Raw genomic sequence first — 22,910 nt, 5'->3', positions numbered from 1 at the left:
ATTATCTTGACATTCACAACCAGGACCTGCCAAAAAATCAAATAAAATCAACGGGCTGAATCGTGTGAAAAACATGCAATTTTTTTCTATCGCGCCATGGAGCAGCAAAACTTAAGACAAATGAGGTTAAACCGCGCGCTGGCCCGACGTTTTTAACCGCTAGATGTTGCGCTTTGATGACATCGTCTGAAAAATGCCGAGGCGTTTGTCTTAGTGCAGGAGTGTCGTTAAGCTGACGAACGGAATTATGCAGGCGAGATGCGATGACCATAACCCTGATGCGCCACGGTAAACCCGACCACCACCTCCCCGGCCGCCGCTCGGCGCTGGCGATGGCGCAGTGGTGCGAAGCTTACGATCTGGCTGAGATCTGCGACCATCCGCCGGAGCGCAGCCTGCGGCTGGCGGCGCGGGCGCAGGTGATCGTCACCAGCCCGCTGCCGCGCGCGCGCTCGTCGCTGGCGAAGCTGGGCAGACCGGCGCAGCAGGTCGATGCGTTATATCGTGAGGTGGCGATGCCGGTGATGCCGCTGGCGTTTCCTGCTCTGCCGCCGCTGCTGTGGCTGCCGCTGCTGCGCGCAATATGGCTGTTTGGCTACAAGGGGGAGGTGGAGTCATACGCCGAGGCAAACCAGCGCGCGGCGCGTGCCGCCCTGCAGCTGATTGCGCTATCCCGGCACGGCGATGTGCTGCTGGTCGGCCACGGCATCATGAACAAACTGATTGCGCGCCAGCTGCGCAAGCTCGGCTGGCTGGGGGAGAAACACGCCAGCAGCCGCCACTGGAGCAGTGCCATCTACCACCCGCCGCTGATTTAAATCCCGATACGCTGCTTAAGCGCGGTGCGCGACGCCTGCAGCGCACTCCCGGCACGGGCTTCATCCGGTATCGCGCGCGCCAGCGCCATCGCGCCGATCATCTCCGCCTGCACCGAACTCGCCAGCATTCGTGCTTCTTCATGCCCCAGCGCACTCAGCCACTGCACCAGCAAAGCATGCATCGCCTGAATCCCCTGGTCAAAGCGCTGACGTGCCTCCGGCGGCAGGCGCGAAGCTTCACCGCTCAGTGACGGCAGCGGGCAGCTGCACTCCGGTGCATTACGCGCCTCGGGCGACAGGTAGAGGTCAATCAGCTGTGCCAGCTGCTGCGCGACGCTGCCGTCGCTTATTTCGCTGCGCGCGCGCGCGTGGGTCTGATCGAACATCTGCCCGACCACCTGCGCCACCAGATCGTCACGCGAGCTAAAGTGCGCATAGAAGCCGCCGTGGGTCAGCCCAACGCGCTTCATCAGCGCCGCTACGCCGATCCCCTCGGTGCCGACCACGCGCATGATCGCCGCCGCCTCATCGAGAATGCGCTGGCGGGTACGTTCTTTGTGACTGATTGCTTCTGACATAACGGCTTCCTGAATGAGTGCCCACAGGCCAGGGCTATCAGAGTAATTATTATGATCGTCATATTCAATGCGGGTGACGTATTGACAGTATATATGATGACCGTCATATTAGCTCAGTGCAAACATGATGACCATCATATAGAGGAATAACCATGACAACGGCAACTTTGGGTACGGCAGTGATTACGGGTGCGTCGAGCGGTATTGGCGCGGTCTATGCCGAGCGCCTGGCGGCACGCGGCTATAACGTCCTGCTGGTGGCGCGTGACCAGCAGCGGTTAGAGAAGCTGGCGCAGCAGCTGGCCGACAAGTACGGCATCAGCAGCGAAGTGCTGGCGGCGGACCTGACCAATAAGCAGGAGCTTGCCCGCGTTGAGCAGCGCCTGCGCAGCGACGCCAGCATCAGCCTGCTGGTGAATAATGCCGGAATGAGCGTGGATGGCGACTTCCTCGATAACGATATCGACAGGGTAGAGACGATGATTGCGCTGAATATCCTCGCCCCCACCCGCCTTGCGCACGCCGCAGGGAATGCATTTAAAGCTCGCGGCCACGGTACGCTGATCAACGTGGCTTCGGTGCTGGCGCTGGTGCATGAGATGTTCAACGGCGCGTATAACGCCAGTAAATCATTTGTGCTGACCTTCAGCCGTTCGCTGGAAGCGTCGCTGAGTGCGCACGGCGTGCGCGTGCAGGCGGTGCTGCCGGGCATAACGCGCACCGAAATTTTCGAGCGCTCCGGCAAATCACTGGACGAGGTGCCGCCGCAGATGATTATGGAGGTTGATACGCTGGTTGATGCCGCGCTGGCGGGACTCGACCTTGGCGAGAGCGTGACGATTGCGTCACTGGAAAACATTGAGAAATGGCAGGCCTACGAGGCAAGTCGTGCGGCGCTGATCCCCGATTTATCACGCGATCGGTCAGCGTCACGCTACCGTTAGCGCCTGCGCGGCGCGGGCTGCGGCAGATAACGGTTATGATTCAACCAGTTCCGGCCAAAATAAATTTGCCTGGAATTGCAGCAGACAACGGTTAAGCGCTGGATCGGGCCGCGCAGTTACATTATAATCCTGCGCCTCAGGCCCCATAGCTCAGTTGGTTAGAGCACGCGACTCATAATCGCTTGGTCGCTGGTTCAAGTCCAGCTGGGGCCACCAGATTTTAGCTTTAGAATCATATAATTAAGCCACCCTCTGCGGTGGCTTTTTTATTTTTAGCTTTCTTAGTGGCGGTGAAATGGCGATGCGTATTTTGCTGACACTCTTCCCGGCTTGGGGCAAAGCTGCCGAGCTAACTGTGATTTAGAAGGAATCTAAATGAAGCGCTTAAATGTTGCACTGCTCAGCGCCGCCCTGGCGTTTGCATCTTCCGCTAATGCTGCAGGGTCAGATATCACCACCCTGAAAAGCAAACTCAAACCGTGGCAACCTGTAGAAGTTAGCCTCAGCGGCGATCAGATTACGGTAGTTACTCCCAGCGCAAACATCACCTCAGATATCTACAGCGCCATAGTTTCAAGCGGGATTTGTTCACCAATATGGACTAAGGACGTTCCGGCCAATTACCTAAAAACCATCAAGCAGATTAACGTAACCAATAAATTTAAAGCCATTGGTTACTCTTTTGAGAACCCGCTCAGCGTGTGCAAAGAAATGGGTAATCTGATGGAGAAGCCCGCAACCGTTGTGATGCTCGGCAACACCCATACCTATAACGGCAAATAGCACACAGTAAAAAGCCCGCTTTCGCGGGCTTCATCTGGCAGACGTTATCAGTGCAGCAAAGAGGGCTGGCTTTCATGCTGAGTGTGAAGTGGGACTTTGTTAATCGCACCCGGCGTAACGATCACAGCTGCTATGGATTCGTGCGTTTTAAACGTGCAACTGCAATTTATGTTTTGGCATTGGTGATAGCGCTCCTTTGTCTCTTTCGAAAGATAGCGGCTACTTTTTGCATGGGCGGCGGTAAGGCATAGCGGACAGTGCATCATCTAATTTTTCTCCCCTGTGAGTGATGCTTTAATACCCTATATAGAAAAAAAGAACAAGAAAATTCACTCATTGTGAATAATCATTATCTGATTCTGCTTTGTACTCTACATCAGACAACAAAACTTCGAACTCCAACGCCGTAGTAAACCCTGAACCTCCCAAATTGTGAGTTACCTTACTGATAATCCAAGGCTGCGCATCGATCACCGACTTAAAGCCGCTGACCTGCACTGGCGTCTCGGGGAACAGGTCGGCGCGGCCCATTGCCAGCGTCAGAGAGAACTCAGCAACGCCGCGCTGCAGTTTGTTCCACTTCGCCTGTGCCGCGCGCATAGCGGCGGCTTTCGTGGCATAGACCGTGGTGATCGCAAACACGTTATCCTCACTGCCGGCCAGATAATCCCCCTCTTTTGTCTCGGGCGTTTTCGCTGCCGCCGCTTTGCGTTTCTTCGCCGCCGGGTGCTCCAGTGCGCGCAGGTGCCGCTCTTTGGGTTTCCGCTGTACTTTGACCTTTTTCGGCTTCGGCTCTTTGGTATGCAGCCAGCTGGCCGTCACCCCGGTGTAAGCCCCACGATCAGCAATGCTGAAGCTGTGCCGGTCACCGTCCTGGCGGGTGATAGTCATCTGTGGGATCGGCTTCCCCGCAGCGGTAACGCCGCCCCCCGGCTTGATGAACAGCAGCCGCCCGGCCTTGATGGCGGCCACCGCGCCGTTAAGCGTGGCAATCCGCGTCATAAATGCCGCGTCGGTTTCCTGAGTCTGGTCGATGTGCGTGACCGGCACGGACGCAAACGCCTCGGCAATCATCGGCTGCAGCTTGTTGCGCTCGGCTACCTGCCTGATCACCGCGCCCAGCGTGGTGTCGTGATAGGACACTTCGCGCCGGGAGTTGAGCGTGCCGCGAAAATCCGCACTGCGTGCTCTAATCGTCATGGTATCCGGCGCGCCGTGATGCTCCACTTCATCAACGGTGAAATCCCCTTTGCCCGTCAGCGGCTGGCCCTTCCAGCCGAGAAACAGAGAGATCACCGCGCCGCGCACCGGCATCGCCAGCTGTCCGTCGGAGTCATCCAGCTCAATGTCGAGCTGGTCTGCCTCAAAGCCGCGGTTATCCGTCATTGTCAGCGATATCAGGCGCGGGCTGATATTGGCCGTCACGTTCTCCGAGTTAACCCTAATCATGAAATCCGGGGTTCTCATCGTCCCGGCAGGCATCGCCAGGCTGTTAATCACGGTCATCCGATCAGCCCTCCCACGGAACCCAGCACGCCGCCCGCCGCCGTCCTGATGCCGTCCATTGCCGAGGTGATTTGGCCCGGCAGGTTACCTACCCCGGTCATCATCCCGTCAGCCTGTTTTTTCATGTCGCCAAACATCGAGGTCAGGGTTTCATCGACGCGCAGCAGGCTCAGGGAAAACATGATTTTTCTGGCGCTGCCATCGGAATAAAACTCGCTGCTGGTCGACGAGTAGTTTTCAATGACGTACATCCCGTAAATCGTCCCGTTTCCGCCTATAAGCGGCCAGGCGCGCCCCTCGTCGGCCAGCAGCTTCATGGTCAGCATGGAAATTGCGCCGCCGGTGATTTCCGGGCGCAGCTCACCCGACAGCGTGATCTTGTCATCGCCTGGCCCGATAAACTGCGCCGAGGCGCGCTGTCCGATGCGGCTGTTAGTGGGCCAGCGATAATCAACGTTCTGCTGCATCTCGCTGTAAGGCAGCGTCTGACGCATAAACGGGATCAGCCCGTAAATCATCATCATGGTTTAATCCTCCCATCCCATTTTGCTCTGCTGCTGCGCCCGCCTGGCGCGTGCCTGCCGCTCCCTGTCCTGCGCTATCAGCGCCAGCGCATCGTCTTTACTCATGCCCGGGTGCATGTTGATCTCATATGTGCTGTGGTTTTGGCTGTTGTCGGTGTAGCCGCCTGCGGCGGGCGCGGTCACGGGCCGATAATTACCCGCGCTAGCCATGTTGTACTGCATACCGGGATAAACAAACCCCACATCGCCCCCGGCGTTGTCGTCGGGGTGAGGGATTTTATCCTTGAGGGATTTCGACTTGTCGTCGATAACGCCGAGCTTTTTTAGCACCCAGTCAATCCCGTTCTGCAGCTCGGTTAATGGCGACAGCACGAACTTAATGCCCGCCGCGAGCAGTTCACCAAACTGCTTGCCCATATCACCGGCCGCTTTCAGCTCGGCCTGCGTTGACTTCACTGGCTCAATCAGCCCCTTGAACTTGTCCCATACCCAGCCGAGTTTGTCGCCCAGCCAGTCAAACACGGGCTTAAGCGGGGCAAAGGCGTCCGTGATTGGCCCCATTGCGGCGGTAAACCCTTCGGCAGCACCGGCAATAAATGCCTTGATAGGCTCCCAGTATTTACGGATTAGCAGCGCACCAGCGACGATGGCAATACCAATCAGCGCCACCGGTAGGGTGACAGCCCCGAGCGCGGCGGTGATAGCTTCACCCGCAACCGCAAAAGCAATGCGGAGCTTTCCGGCACCGCCGAGGATGGCATTGATACCCGACACAACCGGCCACGACGCCAGCCCGACCGCCCCCAGCACGCCAAGGATAACCGTCCCGGCAACGGCGGCTTTTGCCAGCCCGCCCGCCAGTTCGGGATTTTTTTTAATCCAGCCGTCGACGGTCAGCAGGAATTTCGTGGCGCTCTGCGTCAGGGATCGCAGCGAACTGTCCAGCCCGTCGAACAGGTCAGTACCGACCGCCTCCCATGCGGACTGGAACTCTTTGAAGTCGCCGCCGAGATTGTCCTGCTGTACCTTCACCAGCTTTTCTGTGCTGCCGTCGGAGCCTTTAAAGGTTTTGGTCAGGTCGTCCAGCATGCCGCTTGAGGCCGCTTTCATCAGCGTCACTGCCGACGATGCCGCTTCTTCGCCGAAGATGGTTTTCAGGTATTCAGCCTGCTGCGCCGAGCCGAGACGGTTCTTTTCAAACGACTGCTGCATCTCCTTCAGCACGGTGAAGAACGGACGCATGTTGCCCTTGCTGTCCGAGGTTTTCACGCCCAGCTCTTTGATCGCCTTAAAGGCTGCGCCGGTCGGTGCCTGCACGCGCAGCAGCATGGCGCGCACGCCCGTCCCGGCCATGCTGCCCTTAGTGCCGTTCTGTGCCAGCGCACCGATCATGGCCGTGGTCTGCTCGATGCTGACGCCCGCATTTTTCGCCACCGGTGCGATGTAGGTCAGCGCATCGCTCAGTCCGTCAAAGTCGGCGGCGGTTTTGTTCATTGTCGAGCTGATGACGTCGCCGATGTGCGCCACCTGATCGTTAGCCAGGCCAAAGGCGTTTTTGGTGCTCATCAGCAGCGCGGCGCTTTCTTCCATCGTGCGGTTGTTCGCCAGCGCCATGTTGAGCGTAACCGGCGTTGCCGCCTTGATATCGTCCACGCTGCCGCCAGCCTTGGCGATGATGATCTGCGCCTGCGCCGCATCGTTGGCGGATGCCGCCGTGTTATCCCCGATGCTGCGCGACTGCGTGCGCAGCGACTGGAACTCGGCGGAGTTCTTATCGAGGCCGAGCGTTGCCTCAAGGGTGGAGTTTGCCAGCGCGAAGTCATAGCCCGGTCGCAGCACTGCCACCCCGGCCATCGTGCCGACCGTGGCCGCGCCCAGCGCTGCAGCGCCGCCGTTGCGCACCTTCGATGACAGCTCTTGCCCCTTGCGGTAGCGCTCGCTCACGCGGTTAAGTTGCTCCTGCTTCTGGCTCAGGCGCTGCAGCTCCTGCTTCTGCCTGCTCAGGCTGACGGTGGCCTGCGCCGAACTGGTTTTCAGGCGCTGCTGCTCGCTGCTCAGGATTTTGGTGGAGATACCTGCGGCATTGAGCGCTTCGCGCTGCTGCTGCACAGACAGGCGCAGGGCGTTGCTTTTAGTCTGCAGTTCGGACGCGGCCTTGCGCGCATTCTCCAGCGCCCTGGCCTGTTGCGTGGTGGGCCGCTCGGTGTTACGAAACTGAACCGCCAGCGCGGCGGCTTCTTCCTTCGCGCTTTTCAGCGACTGCTGCGTGACGGCCAGCTGGCTGCTGGTCTTGCGAAATCCGTCAATCTTCGCCGCCTGCGCATCCAGCGCTTTAATGTTGGCCTGGGTTTCGCGGATGCTGCCGGAGAGCTGTTTAGTTTCGGCCTGGATGGCTTTAAAAGGGCGGGACGCCTGATCAACGGCTTTCAGCATCACCTGCAGCTTGAGGTTGTTACTCATCGGGGTTTACTCCGCTGCGGATCATGGCCTGATGCCGCCAGCCGAGCAACTCGGCCAGCGGCATGACGTACATTTCAGAGGGGGGCCAGTGAAAAATGGTGGCAATGTCGGCCATCAGGTCATTGACGGTCAGCTTTGCGGGCCAGTCTACTCGTCCGATTTCGGCGACAAAAAACCGATCACCGCCCCGGCCATCGAGATCAGGTCTTCCGGCGCCAGATTCAGGCACTCAGCCTTAGTCAGCGCGGGCTGCGAAATGCGCGGCAGCACCATCAGCAGCGCGTCAACGTCCGACCCGGCAAGGTCCGACAGGCGCACGCCGCGCAGCGCACCGGCGTTAGGCTTGATCAGTTCCACCTGGCTGATTTCGGTTTCACCGCGCTTAACGGGTGAGGCCAGTACAACAACGTTTTCTTTCTGTTCCATTTAATTTATCTCTGCTCAGAAGGGGTAAGGGCCAGCGCCGGGCGCTGGCGTCAGGATTACATCAGGCCGAGGTTTTTGCGGCGCTGCTCAAGGCGGTCAACGCCGTTCACCTTTTCAACCATGTTCACGGTGTCGATCTCGATCAGCTCTTTACCGTTCCAGGTGAGTTTAAAATAGGTGTTTTTGGTGGTGATTTTGGTTTCGGTGTCTTCGCCCTGCTTGGCTTCGCCAAAGTCAAACGCCTGATGACGACCGCGCACCTCGATCTCGACCGCAATTTCCTCCTCGGTGTCGTCGCGCTGGTAGGAGCCGGTAAAGCGCAGCGGTACGGCACTGCCGCCCCACTGTGACAGCACCAGATCGTCGACGCCGCCGATGGTCCATTCCATGTCGAGCGCGTCATCGTCCAGGCCGTTATCGATAAAGCCCGCACCGTTCATGCCTCCACCGCGATAGGTGTCCAGCTTGCGCGACAGCTTAGGCAGCGTGACGGCGGTGACGACGCCCTGATAGCTGTTGGAATCATTGAAGAGGTTCAGCCCCTTCAGTTTGCGAGGTAGTGCCATTTATCCGGCTCCTTAGCTGTTAACGGACGCGGCGAAGTTCGCCAGATAGCTGTCGGTGATGCGCTGACGCAGGGTTAAATCTTCCAGCGGCGGCACGGGGGTATAGTCGTAATCAATAAAGAGCTTGCCCGCTTTCAGGGTGTCTTTATCGTTCGCAGTGTCGTCATACCAGGCGGTCGCGCCCAGCAGATAACCGGCGCTGACAAGCTCGCGAAACTTCGCGTTAATGCCGGAGATAATGTCCTTCACCAGCACCGGCGTCAGCGGCTTGTCGTTGGCCCACATGTGCGCCTCGGCCATGGTATCGGCCAGCACCTGCGCGGTGCGCGTGTAGTTCTCAAACGCGAACAGCGGATCGTCGCTGCAGGTGCGGTTACCCCAGAAGCGGAAACCGTCCTTGCGAATTAGCGTGGTGACACATGCCTGATTCAGCAGGTCCGCATCGGTCCCGACCTGCTGCAGATCCCAAAACACCGACGCGGAAATCCCGGTCACGCCGTTGACGCCAACGTTTGACAGGGTTTTATGCCAGCCGGTGTCGTTGTCGATTTTGGCGCGCAGGCCGAGGGCGCGGGCGGTGGCGTAGGCGGTTTCTGATTGGTTGGCCGTGGTGTTCCAGGCGATAAAATCGGGCCAGATAACCATCAGCTCGCGCTGGCTGAAGTTCTCGCGATAGAGCATTGCCTCGGAAATGGTTTTGCAGCCGTGCGCGGACACGTAGCCAAACGCGCGCAGCTGCTGACAGATGCTGGCAAGCGCCGTCGCCACCTCCAGCGAGTCGAGGCCCGGCACGCCGAGAATGCGCGGCTTAACGTCGAGCTGCGTCTGCGCGCTCAGCAGCGCTTTCATGCCGGTGTACTGGCCGTTTTCGTCGGTGGTGCCGATGATGTTTGAAATCGTTTCGGCTTCCGTCGCGCCCTCGGCCACGCGCACCACTACGGTGACGGGCTTTGACTGGTCGGCAATGGCCTGCAGCGAAGCCGCCAGGGTGCCTTTTTTACCGGCTTTAGCGATTGCGCCCTGTACGTTGGTCAGCAGGACCGGGGTGTTAAGGGGAAAGGTCGCGGCGTCGGCGTCTTCTGCGGTGCAAACCATGCCGACAATCGCGGTGGAAACGGTGGAGATAGTGCGCGTGCCGTCGTTGATTTCGACGACACGGACACCATGGTGATAATCTGCCATCTGTAGCACTCCAAATTAAGGGTGCGCTCAGATTGTCAGCTCATGCGAGGGGATGCATGCTGTTGCGGCTTGCTCTTCAACCAGCAAGCATTGTGGCAGCTATTGTGGAACTTGGGGCATTTCAGGCCAGTTTATCTTTTCATCTTCAGGTTTAACTCGGCTGAGCAGGACGCGGTAAGTTTTCCAGGCCTTTAACATTGCGGCCTCTTCATCAGTCTGTATTCCGAGATCTTCAGCATCCTGTAATGGCGCGATAGCCGTAGTTGCCTGGGCCATTAACGATTTAATGCGGGAATTTGCCTGCGCTACCAATTGTTCATTTGTAGGCGGTGGCGGGTCCGTCAGCACTGGACGTCCATTATCCCCAGGCGTAATGACTTTACCCGCTGACTGGCCGGCAAACAGAGCATTGTAGTCTTCAGCGCTGATTTCAACGGCGTCCTCCGGCCAGCCATCACGGCTGGTTTCATAAAGTTCTTTCATTGATTCAGGATAAAAGCCGTTTTCTTTAGCACTCCAGAAATATTTGTCTTTCATTTTGTATCCTATTTACCAAATGCCACCCAGAATGCCTTTTTCTCCGGGTCGCCGTTCGAACCATACGTAAAACCCGTTTTACTGTGGCTTAACGATCTGATGTTGCTTAATGAGTCGTCAAGTCTACCGGTGCCGGCATCGCTAAGTGTAAGCAGGACGCCCATGCAGAAATTAGGGAATGCTTTAGGAAAATTTACGGCTGTACTGTAGCCAGTTCGGCTTACGGTTCCCATCTGAATTATCAGACCGGTCGTACTATCCTGCTGCCACCCTCCAGCAGTTGAAATTGAAGCGGTGTTTTTTGGCTGGTAGCGGGCATCAAAATTGGTATAGCTAGCCGGAATTAGCTGATTCGCCGCATAGTAATTTCCGTCAGTTGCCCATCGGTGATTAATATCCAATCCAGACGAACCACGAATATGCAGATGCCAGCTAAGCGCTCCGCCACTAAGTAGAGTGCCCATCGAAAATGCCCAGGAATTCCCGGTTGTCGTTGCTCGTTGCTTAATAATGGGGCGATAAGCGCTTCCTGCTGTTGATGCGTAGTCGTCAAAAAAAGGTGCTTTTGTGCGGTATTGATCCGCCCAAGCCGAACTTTCTGTATAAACTCCCGTGATACTGCCACCCATAGTACCGCCAGCTAAGGACAACGCCCCAACATCACCAGCAGAAGGTTTATTAGTCGTTGTATAAAACCCAGACCAGTCAGCCTCAAATCCAAATTTATCGCGGGCAGTTCGATACCAGATGCCACGATTTTTATAATCAAACTTAATCTGTGCTGCCGGACAGCTGCCCACTCCCTGATTCAGATGAAATATCATCTGTGATGCACCGTCCAGTGACAGGTTATACATTCCGCTTTTAGCATCCCACGCAGGCGCATTCGGCCCGCCAAAGATTGAGCCATCGGGAATGGCACCCACATCGCCAGCGGTGATCTCAATATCAGCAGATAATTCCCTGCCATTTACCTTACGGGCCGATGGTACTCGCCCGTTAGCATTGGTATTGGCATTGTCTGCAGCAGTCTTCGCCGTCGCAACACGCGTTTCCGTCTCAGCCTTGGTATACGCCCCGACACTCGCCGCCCCGAGGTTGATATCTGCCGTCAGGGCCAGCCCGTTTACCTTGCGTGAGGCAGGAACCCGCCCGTTAGCGTTGGCGTTGGCGTTATCCGCAGCAGCCTTTGCCACAGCGACCTGTGTATCCGTCTCGGCTTTGGTGTACGCCCCGACACTCGCCGCCCCGAGGTTGATATCTGCCGTCAGGGCCAGCCCGTTTACCTTGCGAGAGGCAGGCACGCGGCCATTAGCATTATCGTTAGCGGCCTTTACTGCCTTTGGCGTGGCGGCGCGGGTTTCATCTTCGCTGATAATGCTGCTGAGGATGGCGAAGCCCCTCTCGCTCAGCGTCGCGTCAGGATGATTACGCGACAGCTCGTGCTCTGCCAGCCGGTCATTAACATACTCCTCTGTCGCCAGCGAAATGCTGTCATCAATCAGCAGTGTTACGGCGCTGGTATCCGTCACGCTCAGCACCATGCGCAGCGTCTGGGTACGCCCCGATCCCTGCTCAAGGGTCGGCTTATAGGTTTCCGCCATGTTACACACGGCCATCAGTGAACCGTCAGATGCCAGTAAACCCAGCTCACGCATCCAGAAGCCCCCGACGCTGGCAGGAGCGATAGCCTCGGCGATCAGCCAGTTCTTATTTTTGGCGTCCACCTTCAGCGAGTTGAGTTTGACCCGCCACACCTCATTAACGAGATGCGTCTGTGAAGCGCTGGGGGTAGTTGGTGCGCCGTTGCCGTCTCCCACAACCATAGTGGTGATGTCTGCCTTGCTACTCCCCTGAACAGCAGCTGCGATACGCGCCTGCCCGGTCAGGGTGACGATTGACTGATATTTCTGCGCCATAATTAACCCGGATAAATAGTGGTTGTCTCTGCGTCATACTGCGCAGCGCCAATATAAATCACGCCCTGAATATCCTGCGTGATGGTAAGGCCGATAAGGTGACGGCTGACGGGCCTCGCATCAGCAATCATGCGCTCCATTTCGAGATACATCTTTTCGTCGATGCCCGATTCAAGCACGCCTATCTCAAGCCTGAACGTGCCCGGCGCGTCGCCGGTCTGCCACCATTCAGTGACGGTAATCAGATAGCCCAGCGGCTCCACTACCCGACGCACTGCCCCGAGAGTGCCCTTATGGCGGTGCAGGGCCGCAGATGACGCAACCACGCTGCGCTTGGTCGTCTCACTCCAGCCTGCATCCCAGCGGTCAACCGACCACGCCCAGGCGAGATAGGGCAGCAGCTCAACCGGACAGGTCGCCGGATTCCACAGCTTGCGCAGCGGTACGGGGGTTTTCTCAATCGCGGCGCAGGCTTCTGCCGCCGCCACCTCCAGCACGGAGGAACCCGTGGGCAACAGGCGATCACTCATCGGAACCCCCGACGGTGATGGTGTAGCCGGTGCAGTAGCCGGCCTGGGTTTTATCCAGCACCACATCCTGCGTCGGTGCGTTCAGCTGCACCCGCTGCACGCCCTCAACGTGAAGCGCGGCATACAGCGCTGACTGACGGATATCGCGCCCGAGGCGGCGCTGCGCGGAGACAAACGCCCGGAGCTTTGCCTCGGCTGCGGCGCGCACCGGCTCGGCTTCCGGCCCCGGATAGATGTACAGCACGGCGTCCACGCTGTAGTTAACAATCGCGGCTGACTGAACGGTTAAGCGGTCGGCTACCGGGCGCACGTTCTCGTCATTCAGCGCGGCATCCACCACGGACAGCAGGCCAGCAGCGGCCACGCCGTCACCCTCACGGGAAAGCACTGTGACGGTGACGCAGGCGGGCGACGGGCTGATCGCCGTGGCGTCTGATACGCGTCCGTCGGCGCTTTTGGCATGGAACTCATACGCGCCGGTCGGACCGGCCACACTCAGCCCTTCAAACGCCGAGGCTACGCGCAGCCGGAAATCATCATCACTTTCCATCACGGCGGCGACGGGCGGGATTGCGCTGTCATCTGCTGCAGTCAGCGTCAGACGCACGACGCCGTTATTCGCACCGAGCTGGTCAAGGTCCGCGCCGCTTGCCCAGGCGACCATGTTGGCCTCTGCCGCCTCATTAATACGCTGGCGCAGAATGACCTCGCGATAAGCGTTCTCCTGCAGAAGCTTAACGATGGGTTCCGATTCAAGGGACAGGGTGCGGGCGACCGCCTCCTGCTGATCTGCCGGGTACAGCGAAATCAGCGTGGCTTTGCGCTCGGCCAAAAGAGTTTCATAATCCAGCGTTTCCACCACGTCAGGCGCGGGCAGCTGGCTCAGGTCAATAGTTGCCATAGGGTTAGCTCACGGGAACGGTAAGGGAAAAGTTTTGCAGCGCGTCGGTGCGCTCACCGGTGATCTCCACGACCATCCCGCCGTTGAAATCCGGGATGTAGTCAATAGCGGTCAGCTTTACCCGCGGTTCCCACTGCAGGATCGCCATGTAGCTGGCCGACATAATTTGCAGACGCAGCGCGTTGTTGTTGGGCTGGTCAATCAGCGCCGACAGCAGCGAGCCATAGCTGCGCCGCATGACGCGGGAACCCACCGGCGTGGTAAGAATGTCGCGCACGCTCTGCCGGATGTGTTCGATATCAGCAACCTGCACGCCCGTATCGCGGTTCATACCGCTGTATTTAGCCGCTGTCATTTTGGCCCGTCCGTACTGCTTCCGCCGCGCTCGATGCCGCCGTGTGTGTGGCTGTGTGACACAACACCATTAGATGTGAGGCTGCCGCCGCTGTGGGTAATATTGCCTTTCATGGAGCCGCCGCCGGTCAGCTCAAACGTGGCTGCTTTGAGCTTTTGGGTGCATTCAACCAGCGGGCTGTCGAGGGTGATTTTTTCGCTGGCGTTGACCAGCACCTTGGTGGTTTTCACCGTGACTGAATCCGCCGCCTCAACCGTGGCGGTTTTCATCCCGGTAGCGGTCAGCGCGCCGGTGGCGGGTTCGTACTCGATCACCGCGCCATCGGGAAATGCCCAGTGAAGCGCATCAGCCGAGGCAGACGGGGCCGGGTTGTCATCAGAGAAAACGGCGGGCATGACAAAGCCTGTATTCAGTTCGCCGCCAAGGCATAAAACCAGCACCTGCTCGCCCACCGACGGGGCATTCCAGGAGCGTGTTCTTCCGGCGCGGGCGGTCAGCCAGTGCAGCCAGTCAGTGGTGTTGTTTCCGGTATCCACGCGACAGGTGCCGCCGTCGAGATTGACGGCGGACACGGTGCCGATACGGATCAGGTTGCGCAGCAGGCGCAGGGTGTCGCTGAGTTGTGCGTTCATGCGGCAAGTTTCACTGCAGGAAGGTCGGGCAGCAACGAAGTGCCGCCCGATGGCAGACAGGCAAGAAGATCACAGGGCGAGGTGGTGAGTGATTTCCTGTTCGATCATTTTAGAACCAATTTAACATGTCATAACATTCAACTGCCGTTTCTATTGCGTGATGATTCTATTTTAGATCTCACCTCAAACTCAGATGCATTAAGAGAATCAATCAGAACACTACTTAAGGTTTCTAAAAAATTCAGCGCGCCATTAATAAACTCGGCATCAGGCCATGTCACACTTCTCGATGGGTGAGCGATGTGATTCCTTGTAGTCATAATATCGTTCAGCAGTTTTTCTGCTTTCGATTTGGCAGCCGAGGCTTCGCCTGTTCCGAAGTGGACTTGCATCTGAGACTGTTGAGAAACTCTCTCCCAGATATCATTCACCCCAACTCTTTTAAATAAATCTGATAAAATCTCTGCCCGCATGTTCTCATGGGTCACTGATAAACATTGGTGATTTACCTCAGCCAAGTCTTCATCATCAATTAAGTTTTTTGACAGAATTCTTACAAAGGACTTAACCCCACCATCAGCATGTCCATATTTTCTGGGATTGGAGATGACTTCCGATGTGAATTTTATCAAATTCACTCTCATTTCTTTTGGCAGATAACAATATCTCTCAGACATGTCAACGATATTTTTACATAGTTCTTCAAATGTTTCACGAACAAACGACTCGAATCTACCTGAAATAAAAAGCAAAAGAGTGCCATTGAGAATAGTTAAGTTGGAATGGTTGTTTCTTGAACAAGAATACAGCGAATCAATCTTATTCAATAACCCAGCATCAGCATTATTTACAGGATCACCATCTGAATTTCCTGTTTTTTTTTCATGGCTCAGTTCGGAAGAAAGACTCTCACCAACAAAGCTCACTCCAGAAAAATCCTTTAAGAGAACAGTCATTTGTAATAATGATTTCGCTTTTGCAATGTCACCATGAAAATCTTCTAATGTAGTGTACATGGCGGCACCTTAAGACTTAAGAATTTCAGTAGCGAGGTCAATTCGCTCTCTTATAGACTCAGTCGTATTCCCTTTACCAGTCAGGATATCATACTCTTTAGCTCCTGGTTGAACAGAGTGAATTACTCTTTTGATATCATCTGGAGCACCGATTTCTGAAATGTTTAAATTGCTATATGCAACCATAAATGCATCATATAGTGGCCTACTTAACTTTCCAGTCGAAGGCATTATAAATAATTCCTCTTGAAAAATATCATATAGACCATCTATTGTTTTTTTGAAATCTTCTTCGTGTCTTTTTATTTCAGCAATATCTAAAAATTGATATTGTTTAGCCGTTCTATCTAAGATACTCCTTAGTGATCCTTTGGCATTTTCTGTAATAATTCTTTTAATAGCAAAGTATCTAAGTACAAGTTCACAATCAGCCATGCTCTTAAAAAGAGTGTTTTTTATTAACTTTTGTGATAATTCATTGTTTTCATCACTATTGGAGTCCGGAATCCCCCATGCTTCTGTAAATGTAGGATAACGGGATAACTTTGACACTAGTTCATTAAAATCACCAGGATAGAGAGCGTTCCTTAACTCTTGAGGATTTAATTGAACACCACCAGTATTCAACCTTTTAAAAAGTATCTTCCTTATATCCATATCGTCATTGCTATCTTTCATAGTCTCCGCTAATAACACAACTGCATTAATAGTCCTTCTTGCAAGACCTCGCTGAATAATTTGTGGTAAGTCATGGTGTCGTTTAGCCTCAAGCTCTTTCCAAAATTCCAGCCCCCTTAATGGAAATTCATTATTCATAAAACTCCTTAAGGTATCAATCCTTTGGCGACCATCCATAATTTCATATTGGTTATAATTGTTTTCGTAAAGAAAAACTGGAGGAACGGGAATATTCATCAAAAAAGACTCGATCAGTTGAGATCTTTTCTTAATATCCCAACGATGGCGGCGTTGATATTTTGGGGAGGCATTTATGTACTCTTTATCCTCTAAAGATTGTTTGAGATGATGCAAGGTGAAATCCATTGAAGTTCTTATGACCCTAAGCTGAGACTGGGAAAACTTCTCTTCAATTGTCAACTGAGTATTATCAATAGGTTTTTCATCAATTTCTTCTTCAGACTCAAACCATTCGTTGATTTCATTGTCATCGATAATTTTGTTATTCATACACATACCCTTTGTAGAATTTTTTCTCATAGACGCATAATGATTTTATCCCTTTCCTAAAGATTTATAAAATAGATTTATGATTTCCGTATGATTTTTTGCATTAAATCCAAGCAAGGGACGAGATTCATACTTAACATCCTTGCTACAACGCGCAGGTCTATCAAACAGGCCGTAATGATGCACCCGTGCCATGTGCTGCACGCGTCCGGTGAACTCAACCAAGGCCCCCTCATTTGAAGCTTTAGTCTTGAGATAATTACTGGTAAGCAGCTTTGCGAACATCTGTCGCTTAACGCGACCTTTCTTGTCGCGTAATGTTTGCGCCTTGCGCAGCTTAAACGGCGTGCCGTCGGGTGCCTGCTGCTGCTTGATGTTATGTTGCTGGCTGGCCCGCAGTTTGCGCGCAATATCAGTTGCCATCTTTTTACGCGCTGCCGGTGACAGATTAGCGAGTAGGGCAGTGAGCTTTGTTTCCAGCGGTTCAAGTTCATTCATAGCTGCCACTCGCTAACCAGTTCATTTTTAACGTACAGCTGCCACGGGCGGGAATTATTCTCCGGCAGCGGCGGCTCACCAACGTGGTTAACGTGCAGCTCGCCCTCCTGCTCTTTAACGATCACCCGCTCGGTCAGCTGCAGGTTGATGCTGATATCTACCGCCGTATCACTGATGATATCGGCGTTAAACGTGAACCCGGTGCGGCGCTTTTCTTCACTGGCCATAATGTCTGGCTGATTCACCCGCAGCCACGCCAGCAGCGGCACGGTCAGCAGGTCGAGATTGTCACCGTAATCGGTAATAACCAGATTCAGCTGGTACTGATATTCAAACGACAGCGAGCTGGCGAGCGTTGACACAATACGCCCGTTATCAATGAACATATTCAGGCTGTCAGGGCTTCGCTGCAGCAGCAGCACGCTGTCGGTTAACGCCTGGCGTAACTGTTTGGGTTTCAGCATCGTGCTGCTCCTGGCATTCTTTGATGATCTCGACCTGCAGCCCGCAAGACGCGAGCGCAGCCTCTAACTGCCGGTTATCCGCCGCCAGATCGCCCTGCGTCCGCAGGCTGTTGGCCGGGAATGGGCAGCTTGTCACGCGTGGACAGCCAGTCCAGATAATCTCTGGCACTGGCAAAGGCGGGACGACTGTGCAACCTGATAACATCGTCAGGCAAAGCAGCAGCAGACCAGCCGCGTAGTGATGGGTTCGCATCGGTTTCCCTCTGTATTTGCAGTTCCCGGTTTAGTGCGCCGGTACTGGCCCTGCCCTGCAGCAGTCGCAGCGCCGCCTCGCGTTTCTGCCCCTCGCGTGCCTCGTCATTTATACGGGCGATGGCTTTATCACGACTCGCTATTCCGGCTGAAAGCGTGCCGATAATGCGCTGCGCATCGCTCAGATCGCCCCTTGCCTCTGACAGCTGCCAGCCGGTGAAAGCCAGCGCCACCAGAGCCAGGGCAAAAAACACCGCAAGCAAGCGGGTCACGCCGGGCGCTGCCTGTCAAAAGTTAAACGGCAACATTCATGCATAGCCATCGTCATGACGTAGACCACTAAAGTGCTGTAAAAACCTGATAAGCCGAACGAAACAGCGATTAACACCCTCACCCCCCAAAGCCTGAAAGGGTTAACCGGTTTATCACGGATAAAAAATGGCCTGATTTTACCGTGCACAATTTTTACGAAAGCCTCTCCGCCCAGATAACATAATGAACCCGCCAGCATAATTACCCAGGTGATCGCCATCATCAGCCAGAGATATGCGCCTGCGATATACGCCGCCACACACCCCGGATTAACCACACCGGCAACCAGCAGCGCGATAAACGTAATATGGAAAAATAGTGCGATCTTTTGGTTCTTCATTATTCTGCTCCTTTTAAACACCAGGCCAGCTCACGCGCCCGACGGTTCTCAATACCTTTGTCTTTGACGCCCTTCACGTATACCCAGCGGGTTAACTGGTGACAGGCGCTGGCCCACTCGCTGCGCTTAACGAAAGCCGCGAGGGTTGACGTGCATGCGGCGCGCACGCCGACATTGAAAGCAAATGACACCACGGCGTCATAGACCTGCGGCGGCATAGCGACCGGCATACAGGCATCAATGCCGCGCTCGACGCGCATCACGTCATATACCAGGTTTACCGCCGCCTGCCGCTCGCTGATGACACTTTTCGGCGTCACGCCCTCGGTATGCCCGATGCCGTTGGTCCATACGTTGGCACTGCACTGGTAAGGCGTGGTGCGGCAACCTTCTGCATCCGCTATCAGCTTCAGCCCGGCCTCGGAGGTTTTCAGCGTGCTGAATTCCGGCAGAAGCGCAGCTATTGCCAGTACAGCCACCACGGCACAGCGTTTAGCCATCTGATTCAAGCGTCACCCCCTGCACGTTCCTGCGCTGTAGCTCAAAGGTTTTGCGCCGGTAATGCCAGTTGATAAAAAAGTTCGCCACGTTGATCACCAGCGTGACCACGGCGACAAACGCGCCGACCATAAAGGCAATGTCCTGCACCGTGTGGCGGCTAAACCACATCATGAGCAGCCCGACCAGGTAAGTGATGATTGAATTGCTTTTTTCCATTGCTAACTCCAGAGGTTCACGGTTTCACCCGCGACCGGTGAATCAGGCAAATCGGGCAGCGTAACCTCGCATCCGTGCGGCAGTACCGGCCCGCTCTCGGCCAGGCCGGGATTAGCCGCATAGACAAGCTCAACGACCTGATCCGTGCGCCCATAGTGGCGATAGCAAATCTCGTCAACGGTATCGCCCTGTTGCGCTAAAACGTTCATCACAGCAGCCCGATAATGCACGGGCGCTTACCCGCGATTTTGCTGATGCTGAACCGGGCGTCGCGCCAGTATTCGTCAGCGCTGGCTTTGATTTCCTCGGCCTTTTTTGTGCCGCTGGCGTCATAGCCCCGGTAGCGCTCAACAATCACTGCCGCGGTCAGGTGGCTCACCGCGTCGAAGTAATGCGTCAGCTTTTCGCTCTCGCCGTCGAGCTGGTCGGCGGGGACGTCGGCCAGCAGCTTAAAGCCCGCCCCCATCTGGTCCGCCCGGTATTCGTACAGCTCGGCGTTGACTTCCGCGATGGCCGTTTTTACCGCCTGGCGGAGCCGTGCAGCTGGCACGGTCCCCTCATAGCGGAGGGTTTCGCGCAGCCGCTGAACATCGACGTCCGGCCAGAAAAAGGTATTAACAATCGGCGGCTCGGCACTTTCGGCCGGTCGCGGTTGAGGTATGACTACCGTTTGCATCGTTGCCTCTGAATAGGTGGGCGGTGGAGGGCGGCGCAGAAGCCTGAAAGGCTCATTGCCGCCCTGCCGCCCGGCGCGGGGCGCGTTCTGTTAACGGCTGGCAAGCGCCTGCTTTTTAAGGTCGGTTGCCAGCCGCTCAATGTCCTTTTTAACGCCGCTGCCCTGGTGAAGCTGCAGCGCACGTTTCAGGTGTTCCATTGCATCCAAAGCCCTGCCCATATCGCGAAGCACATAGCCGGTGATTTTGTGCAGCTTAGCGCGCACTTCATCCGGCATATCTTCGGATTTCGTCAGCTCAAGCGTTGCCAGAAGCGGGTCAATATCGACCAGCTCTTTAGCTGTCCACGACCGGGTCGCCGCATCGGCAACCTCTTCGGTGAGAAGATAAGCCGTGCTGTTGCGCCTGAACTTGTCGGGCGGCACCAGCCCGTACTGTAGGGCGTAGCGGGCAATGTCCAGCGCGCCGGGAATATCCCCGGCATCCAGCTGCCAGATCATGACGGTCATCAGGATGGCATCCTGTGCGCCTTTGCCCTGGCTCAGCACGCCAGATACCCACGGCAGATAGCCGGGCAGCATCTCGCGCTTTAACTCAGCCTTTTTTTCCCTGGAGCGCGTCTTGCTCAGGCGGCGCTTATCTTCATTGAGCTTTATGAGCATTCGCTCATAGCCGTTAGCATGACGCAGCGGGCCGTCAGCCTGCTGCGATGCTTCGACGGCCTGCTGGCGCATAACGTGACGCTGGGCAGGGCTTAACATGCGTTACTCTCCTGCTTCCGTTTCGGCTGGTGCTGACGCTTCCGGCTCGGCTGCAGCGGCTTTAACCGGCGTAAAGTCACCGAGCGCGATGTTTTCCACCAGGCAACCGGCGGCGTAATCTTCGATCACGAAATCCTCATTGATGGATTCGTAATTTTCGACGCGGTCGCGTTTAGCCTCTTCAACAATCATCCGGCGGTGCGTCCCTTCCTGCCAGTAAATCGACAGGTTATCGAGGCGGGTAATAAACAGGGCGTTAGCAGGGAAGTACGGCACGCGGATCGCCGGCAGGTTACCGATGCGCTTCTGGCTGACAATCACGTCAGCGGCCAGCTGCTCAGTGGCTGGCTGTGACTGATTCACCAGCGGGAAATATTTATCGGCCAGCAGCTGACGCCCGCAGATAACGACCAGCTCCGGGTCTTCCTGATACCACGGCGCGATCATGGTATTGGTCGCGTCCATCACAAGCGCATCGAGGTTGGCGTAATCCCCCTCTTTGCCGACGCGGACCTTATCGGAAATCAGCGCGCCATCTTCGCCGACGACCTTGCTCATAACGCGGTCGGCAGCATGCAGGCGGTATTTCTGCAGCCAGCCGGTCGCCACGTCCTGCAGCAGCGGGTTGGTGGTGCGGTTGGAGGTCTTCGCCCGGGCAATGCCGTTGAAGCCGGCCATGATGCGATCCAGCGCCTGGCGTTTGATAATCGCGTCACGCAGGCGGGTCTGGAAGTCTTCATAACGCGCCCACAGATCCAGCTGGTTATAGCGAATATGGAAATCGTAGTTGGTCTGCGTGCACTCGTAGCCGTCCTGCGTCAGCTCGGAGAAGTCAGCCGTTTCGCGCTCGTCACCGCCGGAGGTGTCGGTGGTGCTGGCAATCGAGCCGGACACGCCGATCCCGATTTTCTCACCCTTCATATCGACAACCGGGGTGATATTGATGCGGGTCAGAAAGTCAGACGACTCCTGTACGCGGGTCATCAGGCTCTGGCTCACCGCAGGCTCAACGGAGAACTTCTTATTCATATCGCCGGTATCCACGCCGTTCAGTTCAGCGAGGCGGGTCAGGTAGGCGTTAAATTTAAAGCGGGTTGTCTGGCGCATGGGTATTCCTGTAATCGGTTTTTCGGTTTTCTTTCTGCTGGCCGGGGCTACCTTCAGCAGTCGGTTTGTACGCTGGTCTTGTCGCCGCCGTCAGCCCGTGGGCGCTTGTGGAAATTGCCGTCGGTTTTTGACAGCGTGCTGGTCAGGCTTTCCAGCTCGGCGCGCCCGGTGGTGGTTTCCAGTTCCAGCGCATCCAGGCGGTCAGAGATTTTTTTCTCAAGCGCGGATAAAGCCTCAGCGGACTCCTGCTCGCTGGCGGTCAGCTGCTCGGCAACCAGCGTCACGGCGGCGTGAACGTCAGCGCTCTGTACGTCATCCGCTTTCTTTTTCGCGGAGAACAGCGCGGCGATGCGGTCACGCAGTGACGGACCGGGGTCGGCCTCTTCGAAGAATTCGATCAGCGTTTCCTCAGCGGCGGTAAACAGGTTGTTTTTGTCCTGCTTGCGAGCCGCCAGCGGGTTAGCTTTTGCCGTCGCGCTGAAGCTCAGGTATTCCGTGCCAAGGCTCGCCGGGTCATCGGTGACGGCCAGGCCGACGAGGTACGCCTCGCCGGTGTCGGCGAATTCAGGGTTAACTTCGATTGAGGTATAGATTTTCTGACGCGCTTTGGTCATCGCGATCAGTTCGTCGGTCGGGTCGATGTAGCCATACAGCGCGAGCTTGCCTTTTAGCAGGCCGTCGGCGATTTCTTCAGCTTCGACTGCGGTCACATCGCCAAAGCGACGAAACGAACTGTCAGCCGCATAGCCGCGAATGTGTTCCATGTTGATGCGCGCACCGTACACAACAGGGCTGTAGTTTTTCGCCATCTGCGAGATCCAGTCGCGGGAAATCACGCGCCCGTCTGTTGTTGCGCCCTCAACTGCGATGCGAAAGCGCTTTGCTTTAGTTGCCATTAATCAGGCTCCGGTAGTGGGTTG

At 55.9% G+C, this 22,910-nt stretch carries 31 protein-coding genes, 1 tRNA gene and 1 pseudogene; 4 read left to right on the top strand and 29 right to left on the bottom strand.

Features of this window, described 5'->3' with window-relative positions; genetic code table 11:
• Positions 1–263: 263 nt before the first annotated feature.
• Positions 264–818 carry a histidine phosphatase family protein gene (locus J2Y91_RS11265; RefSeq protein WP_133624715.1) on the top strand — a complete coding sequence of 185 codons (555 nt, stop codon included), beginning with the start codon at positions 264–266 and terminating at the stop codon, positions 816–818.
• Here the strand turns inward: J2Y91_RS11265 and J2Y91_RS11260 are convergent.
• Complete coding sequence (locus tag J2Y91_RS11260) at positions 815–1,396, bottom strand: TetR/AcrR family transcriptional regulator (protein ID WP_133624717.1); 582 nt, start codon at positions 1,394–1,396, stop codon at positions 815–817. The two genes, J2Y91_RS11265 and J2Y91_RS11260, sit on opposite strands and share 4 nt — an antisense overlap.
• 152 nt (positions 1,397–1,548) lie before the next feature.
• On the opposite strand from J2Y91_RS11260, the gene J2Y91_RS11255 reads away from it, so the two are divergent.
• The 3 genes from J2Y91_RS11255 to J2Y91_RS11245 all read left to right on the top strand — a co-directional run bounded on the left by J2Y91_RS11255 (position 1,549) and on the right by J2Y91_RS11245 (position 3,123).
• Positions 1,549–2,340, top strand: coding sequence for an SDR family NAD(P)-dependent oxidoreductase (locus J2Y91_RS11255; protein WP_133624719.1), 792 nt, complete (start codon positions 1,549–1,551; stop codon positions 2,338–2,340).
• 139 nt (positions 2,341–2,479) lie between these two features.
• Positions 2,480–2,556, top strand: a tRNA-Ile gene (locus J2Y91_RS11250).
• A gap of 159 nt (positions 2,557–2,715) precedes the next feature.
• Complete coding sequence (locus J2Y91_RS11245) at positions 2,716–3,123, top strand: hypothetical protein (RefSeq protein WP_253538415.1); 408 nt, start codon at positions 2,716–2,718, stop codon at positions 3,121–3,123.
• Between the two features lie 47 nt (positions 3,124–3,170).
• On the opposite strand, the gene J2Y91_RS11240 is transcribed toward J2Y91_RS11245, so the two are convergent.
• The 28 genes and pseudogenes from J2Y91_RS11240 to J2Y91_RS11105 form a co-directional block, all read right to left on the bottom strand.
• Entirely contained in the window at positions 3,171–3,389 is a 219-nt protein-coding gene (locus J2Y91_RS11240; RefSeq protein ID WP_253538412.1) for an ogr/Delta-like zinc finger family protein, read from the bottom strand.
• 67 nt (positions 3,390–3,456) lie between these two features.
• Positions 3,457–4,629 (bottom strand): phage late control D family protein, encoded by a 1,173-nt coding sequence (locus J2Y91_RS11235; protein WP_253538409.1) that lies wholly within the window; start codon positions 4,627–4,629, stop codon positions 3,457–3,459.
• Positions 4,626–5,153: a phage tail protein gene (locus J2Y91_RS11230; protein ID WP_253538406.1), complete on the bottom strand. Its 528-nt coding sequence runs from the start codon at positions 5,151–5,153 to the stop codon at positions 4,626–4,628. The genes J2Y91_RS11235 and J2Y91_RS11230 overlap by 4 nt, the downstream gene beginning before the upstream one ends.
• A gap of 3 nt (positions 5,154–5,156) precedes the next feature.
• Positions 5,157–7,613, bottom strand: a complete 2,457-nt coding sequence (locus tag J2Y91_RS11225) for a phage tail tape measure protein (protein ID WP_253538402.1) — start codon at positions 7,611–7,613, stop codon at positions 5,157–5,159.
• Complete coding sequence (locus tag J2Y91_RS11220) at positions 7,606–7,728, bottom strand: GpE family phage tail protein (protein ID WP_062818451.1); 123 nt, start codon at positions 7,726–7,728, stop codon at positions 7,606–7,608. Before J2Y91_RS11220 ends, J2Y91_RS11225 begins: the two co-directional genes overlap by 8 nt.
• A gap of 32 nt (positions 7,729–7,760) precedes the next feature.
• Positions 7,761–8,039 (bottom strand): phage tail assembly protein, encoded by a 279-nt coding sequence (locus tag J2Y91_RS11215; RefSeq protein ID WP_253538400.1) that lies wholly within the window; start codon positions 8,037–8,039, stop codon positions 7,761–7,763.
• Between the two features lie 56 nt (positions 8,040–8,095).
• On the bottom strand, positions 8,096–8,605 hold the full coding sequence (locus J2Y91_RS11210; RefSeq protein WP_062818449.1) for a phage major tail tube protein: 510 nt from the start codon (positions 8,603–8,605) through the stop codon (positions 8,096–8,098).
• A gap of 12 nt (positions 8,606–8,617) precedes the next feature.
• Entirely contained in the window at positions 8,618–9,787 is a 1,170-nt protein-coding gene (locus tag J2Y91_RS11205) for a phage tail sheath protein (RefSeq protein ID WP_253538398.1), read from the bottom strand.
• Between the two features lie 99 nt (positions 9,788–9,886).
• Entirely contained in the window at positions 9,887–10,324 is a 438-nt protein-coding gene (locus J2Y91_RS11200; protein WP_253538395.1) for a tail fiber assembly protein, read from the bottom strand.
• Positions 10,325–10,332: 8 nt separating this feature from the next.
• Positions 10,333–12,243 carry a phage tail protein gene (locus J2Y91_RS11195; RefSeq protein ID WP_253538391.1) on the bottom strand — a complete coding sequence of 637 codons (1,911 nt, stop codon included), beginning with the start codon at positions 12,241–12,243 and terminating at the stop codon, positions 10,333–10,335.
• 2 nt (positions 12,244–12,245) lie between these two features.
• Entirely contained in the window at positions 12,246–12,773 is a 528-nt protein-coding gene (locus J2Y91_RS11190) for a phage tail protein I (RefSeq protein ID WP_253538388.1), read from the bottom strand.
• Entirely contained in the window at positions 12,766–13,674 is a 909-nt protein-coding gene (locus J2Y91_RS11185) for a baseplate assembly protein (protein WP_253538385.1), read from the bottom strand. Before J2Y91_RS11185 ends, J2Y91_RS11190 begins: the two co-directional genes overlap by 8 nt.
• Positions 13,675–13,678: 4 nt before the next feature.
• Complete coding sequence (locus J2Y91_RS11180) at positions 13,679–14,029, bottom strand: GPW/gp25 family protein (protein ID WP_253538383.1); 351 nt, start codon at positions 14,027–14,029, stop codon at positions 13,679–13,681.
• On the bottom strand, positions 14,026–14,661 hold the full coding sequence (locus J2Y91_RS11175) for a phage baseplate assembly protein V (RefSeq protein ID WP_253538380.1): 636 nt from the start codon (positions 14,659–14,661) through the stop codon (positions 14,026–14,028). Before J2Y91_RS11175 ends, J2Y91_RS11180 begins: the two co-directional genes overlap by 4 nt.
• Positions 14,662–14,798: 137 nt before the next feature.
• Positions 14,799–15,677: a HEPN domain-containing protein gene (locus tag J2Y91_RS11170; protein WP_253538378.1), complete on the bottom strand. Its 879-nt coding sequence runs from the start codon at positions 15,675–15,677 to the stop codon at positions 14,799–14,801.
• 9 nt (positions 15,678–15,686) lie between these two features.
• Complete coding sequence (locus J2Y91_RS11165; RefSeq protein WP_253538376.1) at positions 15,687–16,865, bottom strand: DUF262 domain-containing protein; 1,179 nt, start codon at positions 16,863–16,865, stop codon at positions 15,687–15,689.
• 45 nt (positions 16,866–16,910) lie between these two features.
• Positions 16,911–17,363 carry a phage virion morphogenesis protein gene (locus tag J2Y91_RS11160; protein ID WP_253538374.1) on the bottom strand — a complete coding sequence of 151 codons (453 nt, stop codon included), beginning with the start codon at positions 17,361–17,363 and terminating at the stop codon, positions 16,911–16,913.
• Positions 17,360–17,827, bottom strand: a complete 468-nt coding sequence (locus tag J2Y91_RS11155; RefSeq protein ID WP_253538372.1) for a phage tail protein — start codon at positions 17,825–17,827, stop codon at positions 17,360–17,362. Before J2Y91_RS11155 ends, J2Y91_RS11160 begins: the two co-directional genes overlap by 4 nt.
• A complete protein-coding gene (gene lysC, locus J2Y91_RS11150; protein WP_253538370.1) occupies positions 17,760–18,080 on the bottom strand; it encodes an Rz1-like lysis system protein LysC in 321 nt (106 codons plus the stop codon). Before lysC ends, J2Y91_RS11155 begins: the two co-directional genes overlap by 68 nt.
• A pseudogene (locus J2Y91_RS11145) lies at positions 18,004–18,312 on the bottom strand (Rz-like lysis system protein LysB); the annotation flags it as partial. The gene lysC and the pseudogene J2Y91_RS11145, both read right to left, overlap by 77 nt.
• 35 nt (positions 18,313–18,347) lie before the next feature.
• Complete coding sequence (locus tag J2Y91_RS11140; protein WP_253538368.1) at positions 18,348–18,731, bottom strand: DNZ54_00345 family protein; 384 nt, start codon at positions 18,729–18,731, stop codon at positions 18,348–18,350.
• Positions 18,731–19,240, bottom strand: a complete 510-nt coding sequence (locus J2Y91_RS11135) for a lysozyme (RefSeq protein WP_253538366.1) — start codon at positions 19,238–19,240, stop codon at positions 18,731–18,733. The genes J2Y91_RS11140 and J2Y91_RS11135 overlap by 1 nt, the downstream gene beginning before the upstream one ends.
• Positions 19,224–19,448 (bottom strand): phage holin family protein, encoded by a 225-nt coding sequence (locus J2Y91_RS11130; protein ID WP_133624753.1) that lies wholly within the window; start codon positions 19,446–19,448, stop codon positions 19,224–19,226. The genes J2Y91_RS11135 and J2Y91_RS11130 overlap by 17 nt, the downstream gene beginning before the upstream one ends.
• A 2-nt stretch (positions 19,449–19,450) precedes the next feature.
• Entirely contained in the window at positions 19,451–19,657 is a 207-nt protein-coding gene (locus tag J2Y91_RS11125; protein ID WP_253538363.1) for a tail protein X, read from the bottom strand.
• Positions 19,657–20,124 carry a head completion/stabilization protein gene (locus J2Y91_RS11120; RefSeq protein WP_253538361.1) on the bottom strand — a complete coding sequence of 156 codons (468 nt, stop codon included), beginning with the start codon at positions 20,122–20,124 and terminating at the stop codon, positions 19,657–19,659. The genes J2Y91_RS11125 and J2Y91_RS11120 overlap by 1 nt, the downstream gene beginning before the upstream one ends.
• Before the next feature lie 90 nt (positions 20,125–20,214).
• Entirely contained in the window at positions 20,215–20,883 is a 669-nt protein-coding gene (gene gpM / locus J2Y91_RS11115) for a phage terminase small subunit (protein WP_253538357.1), read from the bottom strand.
• A 3-nt stretch (positions 20,884–20,886) separates the two neighbouring features.
• Positions 20,887–21,990 carry a phage major capsid protein, P2 family gene (locus J2Y91_RS11110; protein ID WP_253538354.1) on the bottom strand — a complete coding sequence of 368 codons (1,104 nt, stop codon included), beginning with the start codon at positions 21,988–21,990 and terminating at the stop codon, positions 20,887–20,889.
• Between the two features lie 53 nt (positions 21,991–22,043).
• Positions 22,044–22,886, bottom strand: coding sequence for a GPO family capsid scaffolding protein (locus J2Y91_RS11105; protein WP_253538351.1), 843 nt, complete (start codon positions 22,884–22,886; stop codon positions 22,044–22,046).
• Positions 22,887–22,910 lie beyond the last annotated feature (24 nt).

This window comes from Erwinia aphidicola (genome assembly GCF_024169515.1).
GTDB lineage: Bacteria > Pseudomonadota > Gammaproteobacteria > Enterobacterales > Enterobacteriaceae > Erwinia > Erwinia aphidicola.
Note: the sequence above shows the minus strand (reverse complement) of the source record. Positions and strands in the feature narration are given on the sequence as shown.

Excerpts from the sequence above, each read along its gene's own strand:
- J2Y91_RS11260 (WP_133624717.1), bottom strand. The coding sequence starts at position 1,396 with ATGTCAGAAGCAATCAGTCACAAAGAACGTACCCGCCAGCGCATTCTC.
- J2Y91_RS11185 (WP_253538385.1), bottom strand. The coding sequence starts at position 13,674 with ATGGCAACTATTGACCTGAGCCAGCTGCCCGCGCCTGACGTGGTGGAA.
- J2Y91_RS11120 (WP_253538361.1), bottom strand. The coding sequence starts at position 20,124 with ATGCAAACGGTAGTCATACCTCAACCGCGACCGGCCGAAAGTGCCGAG.
- J2Y91_RS11130 (WP_133624753.1), bottom strand. The coding sequence starts at position 19,448 with ATGGAAAAAAGCAATTCAATCATCACTTACCTGGTCGGGCTGCTCATG.
- J2Y91_RS11255 (WP_133624719.1), top strand. The coding sequence starts at position 1,549 with ATGACAACGGCAACTTTGGGTACGGCAGTGATTACGGGTGCGTCGAGC.
- J2Y91_RS11190 (WP_253538388.1), bottom strand. The coding sequence starts at position 12,773 with ATGAGTGATCGCCTGTTGCCCACGGGTTCCTCCGTGCTGGAGGTGGCG.
- J2Y91_RS11230 (WP_253538406.1), bottom strand. The coding sequence starts at position 5,153 with ATGATGATGATTTACGGGCTGATCCCGTTTATGCGTCAGACGCTGCCT.
- J2Y91_RS11240 (WP_253538412.1), bottom strand. The coding sequence starts at position 3,389 with ATGATGCACTGTCCGCTATGCCTTACCGCCGCCCATGCAAAAAGTAGC.
- J2Y91_RS11170 (WP_253538378.1), bottom strand. The coding sequence starts at position 15,677 with ATGTACACTACATTAGAAGATTTTCATGGTGACATTGCAAAAGCGAAA.
- J2Y91_RS11195 (WP_253538391.1), bottom strand. The coding sequence starts at position 12,243 with ATGGCGCAGAAATATCAGTCAATCGTCACCCTGACCGGGCAGGCGCGT.
- J2Y91_RS11105 (WP_253538351.1), bottom strand. The coding sequence starts at position 22,886 with ATGGCAACTAAAGCAAAGCGCTTTCGCATCGCAGTTGAGGGCGCAACA.
- J2Y91_RS11200 (WP_253538395.1), bottom strand. The coding sequence starts at position 10,324 with ATGAAAGACAAATATTTCTGGAGTGCTAAAGAAAACGGCTTTTATCCT.
- J2Y91_RS11235 (WP_253538409.1), bottom strand. The coding sequence starts at position 4,629 with ATGACCGTGATTAACAGCCTGGCGATGCCTGCCGGGACGATGAGAACC.
- J2Y91_RS11265 (WP_133624715.1), top strand. The coding sequence starts at position 264 with ATGACCATAACCCTGATGCGCCACGGTAAACCCGACCACCACCTCCCC.
- J2Y91_RS11225 (WP_253538402.1), bottom strand. The coding sequence starts at position 7,613 with ATGAGTAACAACCTCAAGCTGCAGGTGATGCTGAAAGCCGTTGATCAG.
- J2Y91_RS11155 (WP_253538372.1), bottom strand. The coding sequence starts at position 17,827 with ATGCTGAAACCCAAACAGTTACGCCAGGCGTTAACCGACAGCGTGCTG.
- J2Y91_RS11165 (WP_253538376.1), bottom strand. The coding sequence starts at position 16,865 with ATGAATAACAAAATTATCGATGACAATGAAATCAACGAATGGTTTGAG.
- J2Y91_RS11180 (WP_253538383.1), bottom strand. The coding sequence starts at position 14,029 with ATGACAGCGGCTAAATACAGCGGTATGAACCGCGATACGGGCGTGCAG.
- J2Y91_RS11110 (WP_253538354.1), bottom strand. The coding sequence starts at position 21,990 with ATGCGCCAGACAACCCGCTTTAAATTTAACGCCTACCTGACCCGCCTC.
- J2Y91_RS11140 (WP_253538368.1), bottom strand. The coding sequence starts at position 18,731 with ATGAAGAACCAAAAGATCGCACTATTTTTCCATATTACGTTTATCGCG.
- gpM (WP_253538357.1), bottom strand. The coding sequence starts at position 20,883 with ATGTTAAGCCCTGCCCAGCGTCACGTTATGCGCCAGCAGGCCGTCGAA.
- J2Y91_RS11215 (WP_253538400.1), bottom strand. The coding sequence starts at position 8,039 with ATGGAACAGAAAGAAAACGTTGTTGTACTGGCCTCACCCGTTAAGCGC.
- J2Y91_RS11175 (WP_253538380.1), bottom strand. The coding sequence starts at position 14,661 with ATGAACGCACAACTCAGCGACACCCTGCGCCTGCTGCGCAACCTGATC.
- J2Y91_RS11160 (WP_253538374.1), bottom strand. The coding sequence starts at position 17,363 with ATGAATGAACTTGAACCGCTGGAAACAAAGCTCACTGCCCTACTCGCT.
- lysC (WP_253538370.1), bottom strand. The coding sequence starts at position 18,080 with ATGCGAACCCATCACTACGCGGCTGGTCTGCTGCTGCTTTGCCTGACG.
- J2Y91_RS11210 (WP_062818449.1), bottom strand. The coding sequence starts at position 8,605 with ATGGCACTACCTCGCAAACTGAAGGGGCTGAACCTCTTCAATGATTCC.
- J2Y91_RS11205 (WP_253538398.1), bottom strand. The coding sequence starts at position 9,787 with ATGGCAGATTATCACCATGGTGTCCGTGTCGTCGAAATCAACGACGGC.
- J2Y91_RS11245 (WP_253538415.1), top strand. The coding sequence starts at position 2,716 with ATGAAGCGCTTAAATGTTGCACTGCTCAGCGCCGCCCTGGCGTTTGCA.
- J2Y91_RS11220 (WP_062818451.1), bottom strand. The coding sequence starts at position 7,728 with ATGGCCGACATTGCCACCATTTTTCACTGGCCCCCCTCTGAAATGTAC.
- J2Y91_RS11125 (WP_253538363.1), bottom strand. The coding sequence starts at position 19,657 with ATGAACGTTTTAGCGCAACAGGGCGATACCGTTGACGAGATTTGCTAT.